This window comes from Pseudomonas sp. P5_A2_2 (assembly GCF_054177685.1).
In genome coordinates, this window is sequence record NZ_JBGCUL010000426.1 from 1 (window position 1) to 3,809 (window position 3,809).

At 59.5% G+C, this 3,809-nt stretch carries 5 protein-coding genes; all 5 read left to right on the forward strand.

Annotated features, from left to right (window positions below; genetic code table 11):
• The first annotated feature begins 264 nt into the window (after positions 1-264).
• Positions 265-885 carry a cell wall hydrolase gene (locus ACXRVY_RS19730; protein ID WP_223463783.1) on the forward strand — a complete coding sequence of 207 codons (621 nt, stop codon included), beginning with the start codon at positions 265-267 and terminating at the stop codon, positions 883-885.
• 199 nt (positions 886-1,084) lie between these two features.
• Positions 1,085-2,062 (forward strand): NAD-dependent epimerase, encoded by a 978-nt coding sequence (locus ACXRVY_RS19735; protein ID WP_223463784.1) that lies wholly within the window; start codon positions 1,085-1,087, stop codon positions 2,060-2,062.
• Between the two features lie 48 nt (positions 2,063-2,110).
• Positions 2,111-2,851, forward strand: a complete 741-nt coding sequence (locus tag ACXRVY_RS19740; RefSeq protein ID WP_223462622.1) for a glycosyltransferase family 2 protein — start codon at positions 2,111-2,113, stop codon at positions 2,849-2,851.
• The gene (locus ACXRVY_RS19745) at positions 2,848-3,126 is read left to right on the forward strand and encodes a lipid-A-disaccharide synthase N-terminal domain-containing protein (RefSeq protein ID WP_458238042.1); all 279 of its coding nucleotides are present in this window, start codon (positions 2,848-2,850) and stop codon (positions 3,124-3,126) included. Before ACXRVY_RS19740 ends, ACXRVY_RS19745 begins: the two co-directional genes overlap by 4 nt.
• Positions 3,127-3,129: 3 nt before the next feature.
• A partial coding sequence (locus ACXRVY_RS19750; RefSeq protein WP_458238043.1) for an ArnT family glycosyltransferase occupies positions 3,130-3,809 on the forward strand: 680 nt, incomplete at its 3' end.

Consider the following 3,809-nt stretch of genomic DNA (forward strand, 5'->3'; position numbering starts at 1 on the left):
TGGCTACGGTAGACGTTGATCGATTCGACCAATTGCGCTTCGTCCGCCGCGATAGCGTTAGCGGCGAATACCAGGCCCAGAGACAAACCGGCCAAACGCAGTGCGGATGAGATGAAACCCATGAAAATCCCCCTTGAGCAGATGGCACCCATGATGCGCGAAGTTGCCCCGTCTAAGACAACGGAATTATCCAGAGTGTAGTGGGGCGGGTGAAATCATTTCACTACTACACTGAATCGCATCGCTCACCGAGTGACACCGATCATGCGTTTCGACTGGATCGCCAGCTGCCTCACCCTCACGTTGCTTGCCGGCCCGGTGTCCGCTACGGATCAAGAGCAGAAACAGCAAGCGGCCGAGAACAAGGCCGAGGTGCTGGAACAGAAAGCCGCCGAGAATAAAAGCCCCGCACCCGCACCCAAGGCTGAAGCGATTACCCCGTCCGAAGTCCAGGCCGTTGACCCGGCGGGTGTCGCGCCGCTGGACGACGCGATCACGTGCCTGGCCCGCTCCATTTACTGGGAAGCCAGGGGCAGGGACTCCGCCGACATGGAGGCGGTGGCCAACGTGGTCATGAATCGCCTGGGCCACGAGGGCTTTCCGGACACGGTGTGTAAAGTGGTGAAACAGGGTTCGGAGACCAAGAGTTGCCAGTTTTCCTGGTGGTGTGACGGCAAGTCCGATTCGGTCCAGGAAGAGGTGCCTTATGCGATGGCCAAGGAAATCGCGCGCAAGGCCCTGAACAAGGAACTGCCGGACCGCACCCAGGGTGCCCTGTATTTCCATGATCGTACCGTCAAGCCGGATTGGGCCACGCAATACATCAAGACCGTGGATATCGGCTTGTTCCGGTTTTATAAGCCACATGACGATTCGGCCAAATAGTAGCGGCTGTTTCGGCCAAATATGGTTTTTTTGCTGAGGTTGCGCACGGGGTTATCGAAACTGAAATGTTTCTGTTTTATAAGCTTCACAACGAAACCGTGCGCGAATGACGCCATAAGCAGGAGCTACACATGAAGCCCACGAGGGTCTGGATCAGTAATCTCGCGTCGATCGCGGCGCAGTCGCAGGCGTGCGTCCAATGACCGTTCTGGTCACCGGTGCAGCCGGTTTCATCGGTTTTCATACGGTTCAGCGCTTGTGCCGCGAGGGTCAGGACGTTGTCGGGATCGACAACCTCAACGACTACTACGACGTGGAACTCAAGCATGCACGCCTCAAGGTGTTGGAGACGTTGCCGGGCTTTCGCTTCCGGAAAATGGACATCGTCGATAAACCGGCCCTGATGAGCCTGTTTCAAGAACACCGTTTTACCGAGGTGGTGCACCTGGCCGCTCAGGCCGGAGTGCGCTACTCGCTGGACAACCCGGATGTCTATGGGCAATCGAACCTGGTGGGTTTCCTCAATGTGCTGGAAGCCTGTCGGCACCATCGCCCCGAGCATCTGATCTACGCCTCGAGCAGTTCGGTGTACGGCACCAACAGCAAGATGCCGTTCAGCGTCGAGGACCCTGTCGAACATCCCGTTTCACTGTACGCTGCCAGCAAGCGCGCCAATGAGCTGCTGGCCGAAAGTTACTGCCATTTGTATGGTTTGAAAGCCAGTGGCCTGCGCTTTTTTACCGTCTATGGTCCATGGGGTCGCCCGGACATGGCGCTGTTCAAGTTTACCGACGCCATCCTCAAAGACCTGCCCATCGACATTTACAACCAGGGGCAGATGTCGCGCGACTTTACCTACGTCGACGACATTGTCGAAGGTATCGCCCGACTACGCCCAAGGCCTCCGGTGCCGGAAGGCTCTGCCACCGGGGTAAACCGGCTCTTCAACATCGGGCGTGGCATGCCGGTGGCGTTGCTGGATTTCGTCGACTGCCTGGAGTCCGCCCTGGGCCTGCAGGCCCGGCGCAACTACATGCCGATGCAGGCCGGTGATGTGGTCAAGACCTGGGCCGATGTCTCGGCACTGGCCGAGTGGGTGGGCTTCAGCCCGCAGGTGACGCTCGAAACCGGCGTCGGCGAGTTTGTGAAGTGGTATCGACAGTTTTATCAAATTTGAAGCGTTCGCCTCTGATCTCGAAAAATCAAAAAGGGCGAGAGAGACCCCATGAGCCAAGACATTTTTGTATCCGTACTGATCCCCGCCAAGAACGAAGCGAACAACCTCAAGCCATTGCTTGAGGAAATCCGCGTCGCATTGGCCGCTGAATCGTACGAAATCATCGTTGTCGACGATGGCAGCACCGATTCGACCCTGCAGGAACTGCGGCAAATCCGCCACGACGGCTTGAACACCYTGCGCATCCTCCATCACGAACGSTCGCTGGGGCAGAGCACTTCGCTGTACCACGCCGCGCGGGAGGCCCGCGGGCAGTGGCTGGCGACCCTCGATGGCGACGGCCAGAACGACCCGGCGGACATCCCCGGCATGCTGGCGCTGGTGCGCGGCGAACCGGGTCAGGTTGACGTGCAACTGGTCGCCGGGCATCGGGTCAATCGCCGTGAYACSGCGAGCAARCGCTACGCSTCGCGKTTCGCCAACAACCTGCGCCGCCGCCTGCTCAAGGACGCCACCCCGGACACCGGTTGCGGCCTGAAGCTGATCGAGCGCGCGGCGTTCTTGCGCCTGCCGTACTTCGACCACATGCATCGCTATATTCCGGCGCTGATCCAGCGSCATAACGGSCGCATGATCGTGCACCCGGTCAACCACCGGCCRCGCACGGCCGGGGTGTCGAAATACGGCAACATCGACCGCGCSCTGGTGGGCATTCTCGATTTGTTCGGWGTCTGGTGGCTGATCAAGCGCACGCGGCTGAACACCATTGCCCAGGAGATYGAAGGATGAATCTCTCCCGCGAAGCCTTGTGGCTGATCGTCGGTTTTGCCGGCCAGATCGCCTTTACCGGGCGKTTYGTCYTGCAGTGGCTGTACAGCGAGTACAAGAAACGCAGYGTGATCCCGRYSARCTTCTGGTACCTGAGCATCGTCGGCAGCACCTTGCTGCTCGCCTATGCCATTTACCGTGAAGACCCGGTGTTCATCGCCGGCCAGGCCTTTGGCTCCATCGTCTACTTTCGCAACCTGCAATTGATCAAAAAAAGCAAACACCTAAAGGAGTAGGTCATGCGCGGATCGTTATCGACCCGAAATATTACGTTGCTCGTGACTATCGCGATTGCGTTGCTGTTTTTCTGGGGACTGGGCAGCGTGCCGTTCCTCAGTGTCAACGAGGCCCGCCGCGCCGTCACCGTGCGCGAAATGCGCGAGGCAGGCAGCTGGCTGCTGCCTTATATGAACGGCGACTTGTACTTGTCCAAGCCGCCGTTTTTCTATTGGGCCGGCCTGGTTTCAACGGCGGTGCTGGGCAGCTTGTCCGAGTGGAGCGTGCGCCTGCCTTCGGCGTTGGCCGCCGCCTTGTGCTGTGTTGGCACTTATCTGTACGGCGTTCGGCAGGCGGGGCGACAGGTCGGTCTGTTCGCCGTGGTGTTCCTGGCCGCGAACGGTGCCTTCAGCCTGTTCGCACGGCGCTCGGAAATCGAGATGCTGTTGACCCTGCTGTGCTTCGGTGCGCTGCTGGCGGCCTGGCAGTTCATTTTCCAGCAGGGTCGGGCCTTGTGGAGTCGGCTGAGCTACGTGTTGCTGGGTTGTGCACTGCTGACCAAAGGGCCGGTTTGCCTGTTGTGGGTGACGGCGCCGATCCTGGCCTATGCCTTGATCTACCGCGATGCCCGGGCCAAGGCTTATCTGTGCGACGGTAGGGGCTGGCTGATTGCCGTGGTGCTGGGCAGTTCCTGGTACGTGGC